This is a genomic window from Shimia isoporae (genome assembly GCF_004346865.1).
GTDB classification, from domain to species: domain Bacteria; phylum Pseudomonadota; class Alphaproteobacteria; order Rhodobacterales; family Rhodobacteraceae; genus Shimia; species Shimia isoporae.
The window spans coordinates 152,717-167,417 of the sequence record NZ_SMGR01000005.1; the positions used below are offsets into that span (position 1 = coordinate 152,717).

Sequence of the window (14,701 nt, forward strand, 5' to 3'; positions counted from 1 at the left end):
GAACCATCGTGCTGTGTCGTGCGATGCGTGTCCTAGAATGGTACAAGCAAAATCACAGGACGGCGTACATGCAAACTGATCTTACCGAAGACCAAAAGTCCAATTACTGGGACGACGGTTACCTTTTTCCGCTAGACATTATGAGCCGCGAGGAAGCGGCTCGCTGGCGATCCGAAATCGAATCCATCGAAACAGATTGGCTGTCTGCCGACCTTCCTCTGCCTTTGAACAGCTACAAACGCGTCAACTCGCATGTAGTGCTTCCCATGGCATCGAAACTGGCATCAGACCCGCGCGTTCTCGACATCGTCGAAGGCATTTTGGGACCGAACATACTTGTATGGAGCGCAGAGTTTTTCATCAAAGAGCCAAACACAAAATCATTTGTATCAATGCACCAGGACCTTACTTATTGGGGCTTGGGCGCAATCGACGGCCTTGTTACAGCCTGGATCGCGCTCTCACCCGCGACCGTGCAATCAGGGTGTATGGACTTCGTAAAAGGAAGCCACAAAAACCCGATCCTACCACATGCCGACACCCACGAAGCGGACAACCTCCTCTCGCGCGGTCAGGAAGTAGCGGTGGAAATTGCCCCAGAGGACAAAACCGCCATCGAACTGCAACCGGGGCAAATGTCGCTGCATCACGGTCTTACAATCCACGGGTCGGGCCCGAATGTTTCCGACGACCGACGCATTGGCTTTGTTATCCGCTATATCAATCCGGAAATTGCGCAAGAGGTTGCGGACAAGGATTACGCGATGTTGGTGCGCGGCGCCGATCGGATTGGGAACTTTGTTCACGTGGCACCGCCCAAGGCACCGTTCGATCCACCAACGCTGGACCTCTACGAGGAAATCAGAAAAGCTCAGGCAGCCGCACTCATGAAGGGCAGCAAAGATACCAAGAGGCTCTACGGATGACGGACGCACCGAAAATGAACAAGGTCGACTTCACACAGATGAAGGACGGCACCAAGGAAGAGTACGAATTTCTCAACGCGCTTGAAATCGATCACACCAAACATACTGCTGACCGACTGCTCAAGGCACTCGTCGACCTTGATGAAAGCCTCTCCGGTTATCAGATCACCCGACTGGGCCACTCATTGCAGTCCGCAACGCGAGCCTGGAACGATGGCGCGGACATCGACTGGGTGGTGTCGGCACTTTTGCATGACATCGGCGACATTTACGCGCCGTATAATCACGACGAATATGCGGCAACAATCCTGAAACCCTTCGTGCGAGAACAGTGCAAATGGGTTGTGGAAACTCACGGTGATTTTCAAATGGTCTACTATGGGCATCATCTGGATGGCTTTGACCAAAACAAACGAGAGCGTCACCGTGATCACCCCTATTTTGAAGACAACGTGGTCTTTTGCGAGCGTTGGGATCAGGCGAGCTTTGATCCAGACTACGAAACCAAGCCAATAGAATTCTTTGCACCAATGGTGAGGGAAGTATTTGACCGGCCCGCCTACGATCCGGATATCATCAATGCCGGCGTTCGAGTCCCGCTAATCAACGCTGACGTTGCGGCCACGCGGGCAAGTTAGGCGACCTTCATCGAGCCTGCGCGTCAGAACCGAAACGAAACGCTTTTTTCCCCATCGGAACCGAAATCGAGAACCAGAGAGGCAATATCAGGAATTGCCCCTCTGAACTTCAGCTTCAAGCGCGTTTCCGTGATCTGTCCTGCAGGCACTCCCAGCACGGCGAAATTCAACACCTCGGCACCAGGTACCTGAACGTTTCTCAGCTTAACGGCAGTCACTCCGGTGTTGAACAAGACCAACTCGACTAGAGCCACACCGCCCCTTACTCGGACAACATCGGCTGAAATCTTAAGTTGCAAATGTGAATGTCCTTCGTGCGCGATTCCTGTGGCAGGCACCACAAGCCCCCAAACCAACAGCGTCCGACGTGAGATCATTTCACTCTCTCCAATTCAGCAAGGTCACGTGTGCCAGCTTTTTTGTGTCTGAAAAAGTTTTTTCGGATTCCCCCGATTTTCTGCTTGCAGCCCCGCGCGACTCTTTATATCTCACGCCTCACCCAAAGGATGCGGGCGTAGCTCAGGGGTAGAGCATAACCTTGCCAAGGTTAGGGTCGTGAGTTCGAATCTCATCGCCCGCTCCAATTGGGATCTCCACTAATTTTTGCGTTTTGTGTTGCGGCACCGCTGCGAACAATAAAGAACGTTCGGCCATACCCGACGCCATTTTTTCCGCCAGGAGAACGGGCGCCCACAAGTCAGACAAACCTTCTGCGGCAAGTCGCGCTTTCGAACGATCTTCAAGTCATATGTCCCCGAAGGGCAATTTCAATTGGGCATCATTACGGCTTTTGGTTCTTCGCGGGCGTCTCCGCTTTCGACTGCCGAGTCGGCTTTGAATTTCTTTGGCCTCCGTTTTGAACGCCTCTCCACGACGCACAGCCCATATTTTCTGACGGGCTTCGCGCGCTGCCTGCATGTGATCCACAACTGGCATAGGATAAACCTTGTCCAAAACAGCATCAGCATTGTCGGCAAACCAAGGTTCCTGAATCCATCGAACGTCGATCTCGCGGAGTTCCGGCACCCACCGCCTTACGAACGCACCGGTCGGATCCTGATCTTTGCCCTGTTTCACCGGATTGTAGATCCGGGCTGTGTTGATACCTGTCGTTCCCGATTGCATTTGGACTTGGCTCCAATGAATTCCCGGTTCGTAGTCGGTGAAATATCGCGCGAGCTGCAATCCGGGTGACCGCCAGTCCAGCCAAAGATGATATGAGGCAGTGGCCATCACCATCGCGCGCATTCTAAAGTTCAACCAGCCCGTCGCCCGAAGTGACCGCATACAGGCATCAACAAACGGCAGGCCGGTTTCCCCATTGCTCCAAGCTTTTAGCAAGGCAACGTCGGGTTCTGACCGGCGTACTCCGTCATAAGCGTGATGCATATTCTGAAATTCGATACCTGGCGCGTCCTCAAGTTTTTGAATGAAATGACAATGCCAATGCAACCGGCCGTTAAACGACTTGAGCGACTCCCGCCATTGACGATCTGTGTGCGCAACCGAGGCTCGACGCGCGCAATTGGCTTGATGGACCTCCCGAACAGAAAGCGCTCCCCACGCGAGGTATGGCGATAGTCGCGAGCACGCGAACGCACCATTTACGGGCGATGACATTGCTCGACGGTATGTTTCGCCTCGGCTTTGCAAAAAGCTATGCAGCGTACCCAAGCCCACGCGGCGCCCCCCACGCTGTGCAAGCGGGCAATGGTCAGGCGCCAACCGCAAATCATTTCCGTCAGGAATGTGACCCGTTTCCAAAGACAACGGCATAAGTGCTGGGGGTTTGGACTGTGGCAGCGACATGTGTTTTTCCCAGCGGGTCGCCCACCCGTCTCTGGACGCCAACCCACGGACAACCCCGTGGTTTTGCAGCTCGTTCCATGGCACGCCATGTGTTCGACACCAAGCGGCCACACGCTTGTCCCGTTCAAAGGTCCAACCACTTCCAGTTTCCTCGTGAGACCACAGAACCGAGAGCAATCCGTCTCTCTTTAGACCGGCCAAAACTTCAACCACATCGCCACGCCGCACCACAAGCGGCTGTCCAAGTTGGGCAAGTGCACTGCGAAGCGAAGCGAGGCATTCAGACACGAATCTCCATTGCCGTGCCGACATGTCCTGCTCCTGCCAGAGCGCGTCCTCAACGACATAGAGCGGCAAAACTGCGCCTTGCTCCGCCGCCAGACAAAGAGGACGATGATCTTCTACTCTCAGATCCCGCTTGAACCATACAACCTGCACAACGACGCTCCTTTCGAAGCATACGAGTCAAGACAGTACGGCGGATCCCCAGCACATCCGTTGTTTTTGACTTTTTTCGCTTGCAGTCCCTTGCCGGGATGGGTATCTCCGCCTCACCCAAAGGATGCGGGCGTAGCTCAGGGGTAGAGCATAACCTTGCCAAGGTTAGGGTCGTGAGTTCGAATCTCATCGCCCGCTCCAAAAAACAAAAGGGCGCTGATTAACTCAGCGCCCTTTGTCGTCTTTCATGACATCAAGTTTCGAGCAAGTTCGTTCTGCCGTTCGATCACCCGTGGCAAGTCTATGGTTGTCACGTTGCCGTCACGAACCACCTGCCGCCCCTCAACAAAGACATGCTTTGCCGTCATCGGACCAGCCAAAAGAAGCGCCGCCGGATCCCAACTTCCTGCAGCCTCGATTCCCGAGACATCCCAAATAGCGATATCGGCCCGCTTTCCGACGGCAATCTGCCCACAATCGTTGCGACCAAGCACCTCGGCGCCGCCGCGCGTAGCGATTTCCAGTGCCTCACGAGCACTCATAGCGTCGGCGCCCCGCGACACTCTTTGCAGCAACATGGTCTGACGCGCCTCCAGTACAAGATTGCCGGCATCGTTGCTTGCAGACCCATCCACGCCCAAGCCAACAGGAACACCCGCATCGCGCATATCCCGCACCGGTGCTATTCCGCTACCGAGCCGACAATTGGAGCATGGACAATGCGCAACCCCGGTTCTACTGCGCGCAAACAAGTCGATCTCTTGTCCATCAAGTTTGACGCAGTGTGCGTGCCACACGTCTTCACCCGTCCAGCCAAGCTCTTCCGCATATTGTCCAGGCCGGCATCCAAATTTCTCGAGCGAATAGGCGATGTCTTCGTCATTTTCCGCCAGATGCGTGTGCATCATTACGCGCTTATCCCGGGCAAGTACCGCTGAATCCCGCATCAAATCTCTGCTCACCGAAAACGGTGAACAAGGCGCGACCCCAACACGTACCATCGCCCCATCTGATGCGTCGTGATAGGTGTCAATAAGCCGGATCGTGTCGTCCAGAATGTCCTTCTCACGCTCTACAAGCATATCCGGCGGCAGCCCGCCGTCGCTTTCGCCAATGCTCATGGCGCCACGGGTTGGGTGGAACCTCATTCCCACCGCTTTGGCAGCGTCGATCGTATCGTCCAGGCGGGCGCCGTTCGGAAAAAGATACAGATGGTCGGAGGTCAGCGTGCACCCCGTCATCGCAAGTTCCGCCAAACCAATTTGCGCAGATACGTTCATCTCCTCAGGACCAAATCGCGCCCAGATGGGATAGAGCGTTTTCAGCCAGCCAAACAACAAGGCATCCTGCCCCCCCGGAACGGCCCGAGTCAGAGTTTGGTACAGGTGATGATGCGTGTTCACCAAACCCGGCGTTACAACACAGCCATCGGCCCGAACCAATTCGCCATCGCTGCGAAGCCCTTTGCCGATCTCGGCCACTTGACCATCTCGCAAACGTATATCTGCATCGCACAACTCGGTACGGTCATCATCCATGGTCAAAACGACTTGCGCGGATTTTATCAAAATTTCAGATGCTTGCATCACGCCACACTCCCTCTGCCCGTTTCGGTGAAGTGTGTTTGCGCCGACAGAAGACGGGTAAAGGACTCGGCACAAAACGTAGCCTAAACCCCCTAATGCGTGCGCATCAAGACTTGCTCAGAATTTCCAAGGCCAATGCATGAATCTCTGCATTCGCCGCAGCCAAAACCCGGCCACCGTCGTGCGCTGGCCCACCCTGCCAATCGGTCACGATCCCGCCCGCGGCCTCAATAACGGCAATTGGTGCCTGAATGTCGTATGCGTTAAGGCCCGCTTCAACAACCAGATCAATTTGACCTGCCGCCAAGAGTGCATAGGCGTAGCAATCCATCCCATACCGCGTCAGTTTGCAGCGCTTCGCGATGGCTTCAAACCCTTCTCGTTCCTCAGCAGTTCCGACTTCCGGAAATGTTGTAAAAATGATCGCGTCCGCCAAAGAATCTGTGCTCTTGGTCCCGAGAGAGCGCAGACCAAGCGGACCATGTGCTTCGGCAACACCGAAACCGCCAACAAATCGTTCTCCGATAAAAGGTTGGTCAACAATACCTAGCCGCGGGCCTGCTTCATCAGACAAAGCAATCAACACACCCCATGTCGGCGTGCCGCTAATAAAGGCGCGAGTGCCATCGATCGGGTCCAACACCCATGTCCAACCGCTCTCGCCTTCGGACTTCCCAAATTCCTCGCCGAATATCCCGTCCCGCGGGCGTCTCTTTGATAGGACTTCGCGCATCGCCTCTTCAGCCGCACGATCAGCCACCGTAACCGGATCAAAGTCGTTTTCCAGTTTGTTTTCAGCAGTGAGTGACGCCGAACGAAAATGAGGAAGGATCGCTTTTCGCGCCGCATCGGCCATTTCATTGGCCACTGCGATAACTTCGCTACGTTCATTCTGGTCCACAGGTCTTCCTCCGCCGTGAATGCTTCCCTTTCGGGCTAAGCCACGGCGGCGAAAGACTCAAGAACGATCAGTGGCTCAAGCAACGTCGCTCAAGACACGCGCCAGTTCGAACAGGCGGCGTCTCTGATTTTCCGGGATCGCATAGTAGCTGCGGATAAGATCGAGTGCTTCCTTATCCCCCATCAGGTCGGCTGGAACTTTGTTCGCCAAGTCCCCTTCTTCGGCCTCAAGACCTTCGAAGAAGAAACTGACCGGTACATCAAGTGCGTCGGCGATATCCCAAAGGCGAGAGGCACTTACCCGGTTCGCGCCAGTTTCATACTTCTGAATTTGCTGGAATTTGATCCCAACCTGTTCTGCAAGCTGCTGCTGGGTCATCCCCGTCAGCCAACGTCGCTGGCGTATCTTTTTGCCAACATGTACGTCCACTGGGTGCGTCATCTCGCGTCTCCTTCGTAATCACACGGACACAGTCCATACGCGTGTCGCCGCCCCAAAGGGCGCCACACAGTTACCTTTAAGAATTCATCGCGCATCCCTTTCGCGATACGTAAGCTTAACAGTTTTGGCCTTGTAATCAAGGGTCATGATACAAGCCGTCCGTTAATCAACTGCCAATATTCACAATCCTAAATTGAGAATATTTGCAGTTACGGTGGTGACGTCGTGTCGCGTTCAGCGTGTTCTGCCGCTTCCGCCTTTGACAGGTGCGCGTTTGGTTGTCTAATCGGGACAACCAACAGGAGAACCCCATATGCGCGCATTTCAAGTCACGTCCCACGAGTCACCGCCAACCATTCAGGAGATCCCCACGCCCGAACCTGCAAAGGGTCAGATCCTGGTAAGAATTCGGGCCTGCGCGCTGAACTTTGGCGACCTGCTGATGATGAAAGGGACCTATCAGGCAACGCCACCACTTCCGTTCATTCTCGGCATGGAAGTCGCAGGCGAAGTCGCTGCACTCGGCCCAGACACAAAGGGCCCAGCAGTGGGCTCCAAGGTTCTCGTCTTCGGCGGTCAGGGCGGTCTGGCCGAATACGGATGTTATCCGGCGGAAAGCGCAGTGCCACTTCCCGAAAGCATGTCATTTGAAGAAGCTGCAGCCTTCCCCGTTGCCTATGGGACAAGCCATGTAGCCCTCGACTACCGGGCCCGCCTCAAGGAAGGTGAAAACCTTCTTGTCCTAGGCGCGGCCGGCGGGGTCGGACTGACCGCAGTGGAAATCGGCAAACTGATGGGCGCCAATGTAATTGCCTGCGCACGCGGCGGCGAGAAACTTGAAATCGCCAAAAAGATGGGCGCTGACCACCTGATCGACGCCGGCTCAGAGGATATTCGCGACGCAGTAAAGGCACTTGGCGGTGCGGATGTGGTCTACGATCCTGTCGGCGGGGAGCAATTCAAGGCGGCGTTCCGTGCCTGCCGCCCCGAAGCGCGCCTCTTGCCGATCGGCTTTGCCTCGGGCGACATCCCATCAATTCCAGCCAATCACCTGCTGGTAAAAAACCTCACGGTTATGGGCCTTTACTGGGGCGGCTATATGGCTTTCAAACCGCAAGTCATTCTCAACTCCATGCGCACGCTTTTCGGCTGGCATGCCGAGGGCAAGATCAAGCCGCACATCAGTCATGTCTTGCCACTGGAGCAGGCAGCGGACGCTTACGAGCTAATGCGCTCCCGCAAATCCACTGGCAAAGTCGTCGTAAAGGTCGACTGATATCCTTGTCGTGGGCGTCAGCCCACGACTCCCAGCCGAACCGGATGATCAGGCCGACCACGCATCGGGTGAAATCCGGCTCTCACCAGATCTGCCAGATGCCCGATGACTTCGCCTTTCGTCGGATCAGCGCCGTACATATTGATATGCTGTTCTCCGAGTTCGGGCAAAGCGCCACCATGATCAATCACTTCCATGTGTGGTGGCTCGGTCCCTTCGATCATTGCGCCCACAGCCAAATCCGCAGAGATCGTTGCCTCAACCGTACGGTCTGACTCTGTCAAAATAGCCGATTCCCATTCAATTCCGGCGCGATCCAATGCGCCGATAGCCCGCGGCCGAAACAAGCACAAACGACCCGAAGCAAACGGTACGGGCCGACGACGCCAACTCGCACCACCCGGCGCGCCAACCCATGCAAGAGGCAACTTGCAAAGCAGTTCGGCGCTTTCCGGACTTTCAGCCTCCGTCGTCAGAATAAGGTCCATCTCCCCCTTCTGGAATTGTTGCTTCAACTCCATCGTGAACGAAGAGTGCAGTACAACTTTCACGCGCGGATAGGCGGCATTGAACTGCTGCAGCACACGCGGAATAGCCGGATATACAATATCGTGTGGCACACCCAGAGAGATCGTACCTTCGAACTCTTCGTGCGTCAGCCGTCGGATCACTTCGTCGTTCAGCGTGACCATCCGTCTCGCATAGCCCAGCATCTGCTCGCCTTCCGGTGTCAAGGCGATGCCTCGCCCGGATCGGTCCAGCAAATCCACACCAATCAGTTCCTCTAGGCGTTTGAGCTGCATACTTACAGCAGACTGCGTCAAATGAAGAAAACCGGCTGCTTTTGTCACCCCGCCAAGGTCGGCAACCGCAACAAAGCTCCTGAGCGTTGTGACATCCAAATTCCTCATACATCAATCTCCGTGATGAAAGCCGTCAATAACATTCGTTTAACAAATAGATCATATACTGCCATATACATCAAGCAACTTGATGCAATCTCGACAATCAATCACTTTTCGAAAGGAGCAGACATGACCACCTACAGTATTGCAGAACGCAAGCCCGCCCTCCGCAACAAAGGTATTTCCCAAGTTTTTAACTGGCTGCTTCTGGCCCGCCAGCGCAGACAACTTGCTACGCTCGACGACCACGCCCTCGAAGACATGGGTCTTACGCAGGCAGATGTCGCGCGCGAGTCCAAACGAGCGGCATGGGATGTACCTGCACATTGGCAGGGATGACCACCTGCTGGCGTTAACTTTTCAAGCCGGATTTCGCCGTCAATTGTGCGGGAAATCCTTGAAATCGCCGCAATCCTAACCGATATTTCCTTTGACGGCCGCTGGGGTAACCTGGCGGCCAAGCAGATTTAGTATCGGAGGCTTAAATGGCTGAATTTGACACAATCCGGAGCGCCGCAGGCACGCGTGCCGCCCAGATTGACGAGGGTCTTCGCGCCCACATGAACAAGGTCTACGGAACGATGTCCGTAGGTATGCTGATCACCTTTGCTGCGGCATGGGCGATTTCCAACCTGGCCGTGACCTCTGACCCGTCTGCGGCTGTCGCACAGATGAGCGCGGACAAGTACCTGACTTCCTTTGGCTACGCGATCTATGGATCTCCGCTGAAGTGGGTTGTCATGTTTGCACCGCTGTTGTTCGTTTTCGGGTTCAGCGCCGCAATCAACCGACTGTCCGCTGCGACTGCGCAGACCGTGTTTTACGTGTTCGCCGCGGTGATGGGCCTGTCAATCAGCTCCATCTTCCTTGTGTTCACGGGCGAGTCCATTGTTCAAGTGTTCCTGATTACAGCGATCGCCTTTGCCGGCCTCTCGCTCTACGGGTACACGACCAAGCGTGATCTAGGCCCTCTCGGCACATTCCTGATCATGGGCGTTATCGGACTTATAGTGGCGTCGATCGTAAACATCTTCGTTGCCTCTTCGGCAATGAGCTTCGCGATCTCGGCCCTCGGTGTACTGATCTTCGCAGGCCTGACCGCTTACGACACGCAGAACATCAAGAACACCTACTTGGCGCACGCGCACAGCGGCGACACCGAATGGCTGGGCAAAGCAGCAATCATGGGTGCATTGAATCTCTACTTGGATTTCATCAACCTGTTCATGTTCCTGCTGCAGTTCCTCGGCAACCGCGAGTAACGGTTCCCAAATCCTTTATGAAAAGGGCCGGTCATAACGACCGGCCCTTTTTCATTTTTTCAGGGCATGAATATGTTACGTTCTGATCAGGCAAGTTTGGAGTAAACTGAATGAAATCCGTTGTTGTCGCTCTCTCCATTTTATTCGTGGCGGCCGAAGCACACGCTGCGCCCAAAGCCGCCAAGGGGACGGCTCACCTATGCACCGGTTTTGAGGAAACTCTCGAGGGAGTGTGGGTGGACGAAAACAACCAACCGGCTCTCAGATTTCGCTTCGGGTCCAATCGCAATGGCACAGGCTGCTATGCTTGGCTGAATGCCAATCCAAAGTGGAACATAGAAGCACCAGGCGCCTTGATCCTAGATCGGGTCCGCTGGCGTGGAGGCCTTCGCCAATTCAAGGCGGGTGTCGCTGAACTGGTGTTCGACACCACGTCTGGCGGCGCACGCCTCGTGAACCTGGAAGGCGACGAGGCGCGCGGGCTGATCGATCAATAATCCGCAATCACGTCAGCGCCATTTGCATCTGCACCGCTGGAAAATGCACGCCTGGGGCCAGAGTAAGCTCAACTTCACCCTGCTCCGCGAATCCCATCGCGCGATAGAACGCCCGCGCGGTATGGGTACTCATACAGCTCAACCGGCTCATGCCGTGCGCCTCCGCCGAGGCCAGAGTTACATTGATCAAGGCCTTTGCAACTCCCCTACGCAACCAGTCCGCGCGAGTTGCAACATGACGCACATGACCTTGTCGAGCCTCTCCGACGCCACGCACCGGACTAAAGTCAGTCCAGCCGCCCGCGCCTACCACGTCGTCTGTCTCCGCACATTCAGCAATGAAATAGGTACCACTGGTTAGCAGGGCGTCCTGAGCCGTGGTGATAATTGGCAAAGCGGCATCCAGAACCGCTCCATCATAGTCCTGCGGCAGCAGTTCGGGATAGGACCGCTCCAGCAATCGATCGATCGCCTCACGATCCCTCAAGTGGGCGGGTCTGATAAAAAAGGGATGTTCCATAATTTGCGTCCTGTTGGATTTATTTTCAGGGCGCGGCATCTCAAAAGCAAAAAGCCGCGCCCTAGTGTGTGGCGCGGCCTTTGCATTGTCTCAGAAGTTTGGATCTTACTTGATCTTGCCTTCTTTGTACTCGACATGCTTGCGCACCACCGGGTCGTACTTACGTACGACCATCTTTTCGGTCATTGTGCGCGCATTCTTTTTGGTCACGTAGAAATGGCCCGTGCCCGCGGTCGAGTTCAGACGGATCTTGATGGTCGTCGGCTTCGCCATTTGTCTTCTCCTGCGCCGGGACGCACACGTCCCGTGAAATTCTCATGAAGCCTGCCTTTTACTGATGCGCTGGCCCGAGTCAATGGGATTCCCCCAATAAACTTGCGGCTTGCGAAAAATTGTGCCGAAGCGTCACATTGCGCCTGCCTGCAAAGCCGCTAGTCTCGAGTGGCTATCTCGTCAAAGGCCCGTCTCATGATCTGGTTCTGGATCGCCACCTCTGTTCCCCTTATGCTGTTAGGCCTCGCAGCCATTGCCGGCGGCTGGTGGACCTTAGCGGCCTTTCTGTACATGACGGCTTTCGTGCATTTGATGGATAGGCTTGTTCATGGTGCCGTCGCACAGGCCAAAGAGGACGGAGAGTTTCCGAGTGGCGAACACCTTTCGATCCTGCTCGGCATGGCCCACCTTGTTCTGATTGCCTTTGCAGTTGCCGCGATATCAGGAGCAACAGGTCTAGGATGGCTTGAGACAATCCTCTGCTTTCTGGCGTTCGGTCTTTTTTTCGGACAGGTAAGCAATGCAAACGCACATGAGTTGATCCACAAGGGGTCGCGTTTTCCACGCCGGCTGGGCATGCTGGTTTATATTTCATTGCTATTTGGCCATCACACAAGCGCCCACACCAAAGTGCATCACGTTTGGGTGGCCACCGCCAACGATCCGAACAGCCCCAAAATGGGCGAAAGCTTTTATCGTTTTTGGCCCCGCGCCTGGATCGGTTCGTTCCGTGAAGGCTTGCGCGCGGAGACCGCTTTACGCGCCCGAAAAACCGATACTCCGCCTTTCTGGACGCACCCCTACTTTGCATATGTTGGCGGCGCCCTGGCCTTCTTGGCGCTCAGCTTTTTTGCTTTTGGGTGGAAAGGCCTCTTCGCGTACGTTCTCGTATCAGGTTACGCACAAATGCAATTGCTGGTTTCGGACTATGTGCAACACTATGGTCTCCAACGCGCTCGGAATGACTCCGGCAAATTCGAACCGGTGGGGCCAAAGCACAGCTGGAATGCGCCAGAATTCTACTCTTCCGCTCTGATGCTCAATGCGCCGCGCCATTCCGATCATCACGTGAACCCAACACGTGAATATCCTGCACTCCGCCTTGACGATTCGAAGATGCCTACATTGCCCCGATCTCTGCCGCTTATGGGGTCTTTGGCGCTCTGGCCGAGGATGTGGCGCCGGGTAATGGATCCGCGTGTCGCCCGCCTTCAAACTTCCGGAGATTGAGACTGGATCGACTCATCGTCCGGTGGCAGCATGTTTCCATGAAACGCTTTCTACTAGCTGCCATTCTGTTGGCTTCTCCTGCGTTGTCTCAATCTGCGATGACGGCATCGGAATTTGAGGCATACGTGTCGGGTAAAACGCTCTTCTTCGCGGCTGACGGCACACGATACGGCGTTGAAGAATACCTTCCTGACCGGCGGGTGCGCTGGTCATTTATGGATGGCCAGTGCAAGGACGGTCTCTGGTACGAAGACAACGGTCACATCTGTTTCATCTACGAAGATAACCCTTCGCCGCAATGCTGGAGCTTTTTCAAGGGGGGCGCAGGCCTCTCCGCCCGTTTTGAAAGCGAACCTGATGGTACTGTTCTCTACGAAATCGAGGCTTCCGGGGAAGAAATGGTGTGTCTCGGCCCGGAAATCGGTGTTTAGAACAAGCTACCTTGTTCCGGTGAATCCGGCTTCTTTGGCTTGGGTTTTGTAGCTGGTTTCGAACTGGTGACCGGCTTCGCTGATACAGCGCCTTGCTGGACTTTGAGCCGCCCATCGGCGAACTCGATTTCAATCTCGCTCGCCTTGCCTGCCAATTCCGCGGTTTTTACGAGGTTGCCATCTCCTCGTACGACCGCGTAACCGCGCTCAAGCGTTGCCTGATAACTCAGTGTTTCCCGCATTCTGTCCAGACCCGCCAACTGGTCCCTCAAGGACTGCACCTGTCTCGCGCCAGCATCAGACAATCGACGACTCAGATCGGATACCTTTTCCTTGCGCCGCTCAATGTCGCGGGTCAAACCGACAGGTGTCAGCCTATCCGCGTGCCGCCCCAGCGTTTGTCGTCTGATCTCGATCATTCGTTGCAGCGACTGTGATCGCAGTCCGCCGCTGGACTGTGCAAGAGCCACACGGCGTGTCTGAACGCCAGCCTGAAGCGCGCGCGGCAAAGCATCGCCTGCCGCATCCAAACGCTGTCTTGGCGTTTGCAGGAGCGCATCCGCACGCGGTATCGCGCGTGCAAGATCCCGCAGCCTCTGGTCACGCACGCTAAGTGCCTGCCCAATTCCTCTGGTCATGCGTGCGCCCTGCTCCTCGACCCAGCCGGCAATTTCCAGCCTTACGGGTACGGCCAGCTCAGCCGCCGCCGTCGGAGTTGGGGCACGCTTGTCCGAGACAAAATCGATCAGCGTTGTATCGGTTTCATGTCCCACCGCCGAAATCAGCGGGATGTCAGAGGCCGCGACTGCCCGCGCGACGATCTCTTCGTTGAACCCCCAGAGATCTTCGATTGATCCCCCACCACGCGCGACAATCAGCAAATCCGGCCGCGGCAATGCTCCACCAGGCGACAAATTGTTGAAACCCGCGATCGCATTGGCGACTTGCGGCGCGCACTGCTCGCCTTGGACCGCAACCGGCCAAATGATTACCTTCCGCGGGAAGCGGTCCCTCAGGCGATGCAAAATATCGCGGATAACCGCGCCACTCGGCGACGTCACCACGCCAATCACTTCGGGCAGGTAAGGCAGCGGCTTCTTACGCTCTTGTGCAAACAGGCCTTCGGCCTGCAACATCGCTTTGCGTTTCTCTAGCATGGCCATTAGCGCGCCAACGCCAGCGGGCTTCAGATCTTCGACGACAAGCTGATATTTTGACTGTCCCGGAAAGGTGGTGAGCCGCCCCGTGGCAACCACTTCCATTCCTTCTTCAGGACGCGTCGCGATTCTGGAAGCAACCCCCTTCCACATCACCGCGGCGATCACTGAACGGTCATCTTTCAGGTCAAGGTACACATGCCCGGAGCGCGGAAAGGACACCCGTCCGATTTCGCCTTTGATGCGCACGTGCGAAAACTCGCCCTCGATCATGCGCTTGATCGCGCCGGAGAGCTCGGAAACACTGAATTCAGGAGCGTTTTCGCCCTCAATCGGGTCATCAATCAGATCGGACATCTCGGCTCGCTTGTAAGACTGCTCGCCACAGCTTAGAACGCCCGCAACCGAAGG

At 55.6% G+C, this 14,701-nt stretch carries 18 protein-coding genes and 2 tRNA genes; 10 read left to right on the forward strand and 10 right to left on the reverse strand.

Going from position 1 to position 14,701, the window contains the following annotated elements; genetic code table 11:
* Positions 1-68: 68 nt before the first annotated feature.
* The gene (locus BXY66_RS19075; RefSeq protein ID WP_132862006.1) at positions 69-926 is read left to right on the forward strand and encodes a phytanoyl-CoA dioxygenase family protein; all 858 of its coding nucleotides are present in this window, start codon (positions 69-71) and stop codon (positions 924-926) included.
* Between the two features lie 14 nt (positions 927-940).
* Positions 941-1,564 (forward strand): HD domain-containing protein, encoded by a 624-nt coding sequence (locus BXY66_RS19080; protein WP_132862091.1) that lies wholly within the window; start codon positions 941-943, stop codon positions 1,562-1,564.
* A gap of 23 nt (positions 1,565-1,587) precedes the next feature.
* Here BXY66_RS19080 and BXY66_RS19085 read toward each other — a convergent pair whose 3' ends face one another.
* Positions 1,588-1,941, reverse strand: coding sequence for a hypothetical protein (locus tag BXY66_RS19085; RefSeq protein WP_132862007.1), 354 nt, complete (start codon positions 1,939-1,941; stop codon positions 1,588-1,590).
* A gap of 131 nt (positions 1,942-2,072) precedes the next feature.
* On the opposite strand from BXY66_RS19085, the gene BXY66_RS19090 reads away from it, so the two are divergent.
* Positions 2,073-2,147 (forward strand) — tRNA-Gly (locus BXY66_RS19090).
* A 13-nt stretch (positions 2,148-2,160) separates the two neighbouring features.
* Here BXY66_RS19090 and BXY66_RS19095 read toward each other — a convergent pair.
* Positions 2,161-2,307: a DUF2256 domain-containing protein gene (locus BXY66_RS19095; RefSeq protein ID WP_132862008.1), complete on the reverse strand. Its 147-nt coding sequence runs from the start codon at positions 2,305-2,307 to the stop codon at positions 2,161-2,163.
* 1 nt (position 2,308) lies between these two features.
* Entirely contained in the window at positions 2,309-3,811 is a 1,503-nt protein-coding gene (locus tag BXY66_RS19100; RefSeq protein WP_132862009.1) for an FAD-binding domain-containing protein, read from the reverse strand.
* 126 nt (positions 3,812-3,937) lie between these two features.
* Between BXY66_RS19100 and BXY66_RS19105 the strand changes: the two genes are divergently transcribed.
* A tRNA-Gly gene (locus tag BXY66_RS19105) sits at positions 3,938-4,012 on the forward strand.
* Between the two features lie 44 nt (positions 4,013-4,056).
* Here BXY66_RS19105 and BXY66_RS19110 read toward each other — a convergent pair.
* The 3 genes from BXY66_RS19110 to BXY66_RS19120 all read right to left on the reverse strand — a co-directional run bounded on the left by BXY66_RS19110 (position 4,057) and on the right by BXY66_RS19120 (position 6,739).
* Positions 4,057-5,397, reverse strand: a complete 1,341-nt coding sequence (locus BXY66_RS19110) for an 8-oxoguanine deaminase (RefSeq protein ID WP_132862010.1) — start codon at positions 5,395-5,397, stop codon at positions 4,057-4,059.
* Between the two features lie 106 nt (positions 5,398-5,503).
* A complete protein-coding gene (hisN, locus tag BXY66_RS19115; RefSeq protein WP_279432508.1) occupies positions 5,504-6,298 on the reverse strand; it encodes a histidinol-phosphatase in 795 nt (264 codons plus the stop codon).
* 75 nt (positions 6,299-6,373) lie between these two features.
* On the reverse strand, positions 6,374-6,739 hold the full coding sequence (locus BXY66_RS19120; RefSeq protein ID WP_132862011.1) for a helix-turn-helix domain-containing protein: 366 nt from the start codon (positions 6,737-6,739) through the stop codon (positions 6,374-6,376).
* Positions 6,740-7,052: 313 nt separating this feature from the next.
* On the opposite strand from BXY66_RS19120, the gene BXY66_RS19125 reads away from it, so the two are divergent.
* Positions 7,053-8,015, forward strand: coding sequence for an NADPH:quinone oxidoreductase family protein (locus BXY66_RS19125; protein ID WP_132862012.1), 963 nt, complete (start codon positions 7,053-7,055; stop codon positions 8,013-8,015).
* Between the two features lie 17 nt (positions 8,016-8,032).
* Here BXY66_RS19125 and BXY66_RS19130 read toward each other — a convergent pair whose 3' ends face one another.
* Entirely contained in the window at positions 8,033-8,926 is an 894-nt protein-coding gene (locus tag BXY66_RS19130; RefSeq protein WP_132862013.1) for a LysR family transcriptional regulator, read from the reverse strand.
* A gap of 123 nt (positions 8,927-9,049) precedes the next feature.
* On the opposite strand from BXY66_RS19130, the gene BXY66_RS19135 reads away from it, so the two are divergent.
* The 3 genes from BXY66_RS19135 to BXY66_RS19145 all read left to right on the forward strand — a co-directional run bounded on the left by BXY66_RS19135 (position 9,050) and on the right by BXY66_RS19145 (position 10,679).
* Positions 9,050-9,259 (forward strand): DUF1127 domain-containing protein, encoded by a 210-nt coding sequence (locus BXY66_RS19135; protein WP_132862014.1) that lies wholly within the window; start codon positions 9,050-9,052, stop codon positions 9,257-9,259.
* 146 nt (positions 9,260-9,405) lie between these two features.
* Positions 9,406-10,182, forward strand: coding sequence for a Bax inhibitor-1/YccA family protein (locus tag BXY66_RS19140; protein WP_132862015.1), 777 nt, complete (start codon positions 9,406-9,408; stop codon positions 10,180-10,182).
* A gap of 110 nt (positions 10,183-10,292) precedes the next feature.
* Positions 10,293-10,679, forward strand: a complete 387-nt coding sequence (locus BXY66_RS19145) for a hypothetical protein (RefSeq protein WP_132862016.1) — start codon at positions 10,293-10,295, stop codon at positions 10,677-10,679.
* 7 nt (positions 10,680-10,686) lie between these two features.
* On the opposite strand, the gene BXY66_RS19150 is transcribed toward BXY66_RS19145, so the two are convergent.
* Entirely contained in the window at positions 10,687-11,199 is a 513-nt protein-coding gene (locus tag BXY66_RS19150; RefSeq protein WP_165929254.1) for a GNAT family N-acetyltransferase, read from the reverse strand.
* A gap of 105 nt (positions 11,200-11,304) precedes the next feature.
* Positions 11,305-11,472 carry a 50S ribosomal protein L33 gene (gene rpmG, locus BXY66_RS19155; protein WP_007814563.1) on the reverse strand — a complete coding sequence of 56 codons (168 nt, stop codon included), beginning with the start codon at positions 11,470-11,472 and terminating at the stop codon, positions 11,305-11,307.
* A gap of 195 nt (positions 11,473-11,667) precedes the next feature.
* Here rpmG and BXY66_RS19160 point away from each other — a divergent pair, with 195 nt between their 5' ends.
* Together BXY66_RS19160 and BXY66_RS19165 are read left to right on the forward strand one after the other, a co-directional pair.
* A complete protein-coding gene (locus tag BXY66_RS19160) occupies positions 11,668-12,702 on the forward strand; it encodes an alkane 1-monooxygenase (RefSeq protein ID WP_132862018.1) in 1,035 nt (344 codons plus the stop codon).
* A 38-nt stretch (positions 12,703-12,740) separates the two neighbouring features.
* Entirely contained in the window at positions 12,741-13,133 is a 393-nt protein-coding gene (locus BXY66_RS19165; protein ID WP_132862019.1) for a hypothetical protein, read from the forward strand.
* Here BXY66_RS19165 and xseA read toward each other — a convergent pair.
* Complete coding sequence (xseA, locus tag BXY66_RS19170) at positions 13,130-14,647, reverse strand: exodeoxyribonuclease VII large subunit (protein ID WP_132862020.1); 1,518 nt, start codon at positions 14,645-14,647, stop codon at positions 13,130-13,132. The two genes, BXY66_RS19165 and xseA, sit on opposite strands and share 4 nt — an antisense overlap.
* Positions 14,648-14,701: the final 54 nt, after the last annotated feature.